The 1,408-nt window shown below is 68.2% G+C and carries 2 protein-coding genes and 1 pseudogene; 2 read left to right on the top strand and 1 reads right to left on the bottom strand.

Features of this window, described 5'->3' with window-relative positions; genetic code table 11:
• A pseudogene (locus tag ACFVUH_RS37380) lies at positions 1-359 on the top strand (hypothetical protein); the annotation flags it as partial.
• Positions 360-493: 134 nt separating this feature from the next.
• A complete protein-coding gene (locus tag ACFVUH_RS37375; RefSeq protein WP_242435353.1) occupies positions 494-925 on the top strand; it encodes a DUF6009 family protein in 432 nt (143 codons plus the stop codon).
• On the opposite strand, the gene ACFVUH_RS37370 is transcribed toward ACFVUH_RS37375, so the two are convergent.
• Positions 926-1,408: phage/plasmid primase, P4 family (locus ACFVUH_RS37370; protein WP_387918097.1), on the bottom strand; the 483-nt coding region annotated here is incomplete at its 5' end.

Genomic DNA, 1,408 nt, shown 5'->3' with positions numbered 1-1,408 from the left:
CTCAGACGGTGTTCATGGGGGTCCTGGTCGGGGGGTTCCTGGTGGGGCGGCCGTATCCGCTGTTCCGGCAGCTCTTCCGCGACGCGGCGCAGAGCGGCAACCCTCTTTACGGGGCGTCGGCCTTCCTGTTGCAGTCGATCGGCAACGTGCTGGTCATCGCGGTGGTCTTCTTCCTGTTGGCGTACTTCGCGGGCGGGCGGGCGGCTGCCTGGATGACGGCGGATCCCGGTCGGATGGCGGCCGTGACCGCGGTGACCCTGATCGTGGCGGGTGTCTTCACGTTCCTGTACTGGGACGTCAGGATCCTCGCGCGCCGGGAGGTCATCCCGTGGTATCCGATCGCTCCGTGGGCCGCTTGAGATCCTGGGCCCGTGCCGGAGGGAGGATGCCATACCCCCGCGCCGGGCCGTTGCGGTATCCGACTTTAGGCTGCTCATGGCCGCGGGCCCGGTGCACAGTGTCCAGTAGCGGCTGTGGTCGAGGAGGAGGCGGAGTGAGTGCTCTGATCGACGGGGACGAGATCAGTGAGGAAACGGAGCTGGTCTGGCTGGAGGACATCTCGATCCTGGACTACGTACGACAGAGCCTGGACCGACTGCCCAACCGACGCGGAAAACCCGCCTACCACCGCGACGGCCGCATGGTCGGATACGCCGTACTCCACCCCCGAGCCCGCCCCTCACGCTCCTCCGGCACCTTCCGCCGACGCGTCTTCTGGCTCCTGCCCCACGACCGCGACACCGCACCCCAAGGCCTCTACGCCACCGGCGCACCCGCAGAAGCCGTCGACCCCACCACCCTCACCCCCCGCGCCAAAGGCCACAAAACCGAACGCTCCGAAGGCGGACCCCTCTCCCACCCCCACCACCACCCGGGGGTCGGTCCTCCGAACGGTTCCGGTTCGCGTTCGACGCCTCCGTCCTGATCACGGCGTGGTCTCGTGGTGGGTGAGGAAGCGGCCGGTGTGGTCTTCGGTTTCGGCGTAGGCGGTGGTGGCGATGCGGACGGTTTCGGGTCCGGTGAGGTCGCGGGGGCCGTTGAGGTAGTGGTGGGCTCCGGTGATGAGCCAGTTGAGGATGCCGGGGCCTTCTTCGGTGACGAGGATGTCGGCGAGGTTGTCGATCTTCTGGTGGTCGGAGACGACGCGGTCGAAGGGGATCAGGCGCATCCGGCGCCAGAAGGCGTAGCCGCCGGTGCCGACTTGGGGGCGGTGGTTGCCCAGGAGCCAGAGTTTGTGGGTGGGGGCGAAGGAGAAGAAGTCCTGGCGCATCCGGCGTGCTTTGATGCGGTCGCCGCCGGTCAGGAGTTTCACCCGGGACTCGTCGAACCGGTCGCCGGGCTTCACCTCGGAACACACGATCACGCGGCGGCCGTGGAGCTCGGCGAGGTCGGTGGGGTGTCCCTCGAA

This window comes from Kitasatospora sp. NPDC058032, from assembly GCF_042885845.1.
Classification (GTDB): Bacteria; Actinomycetota; Actinomycetes; order Streptomycetales; family Streptomycetaceae; genus Kitasatospora.
This window is presented reverse-complemented; position numbering and strand designations above follow the sequence as displayed.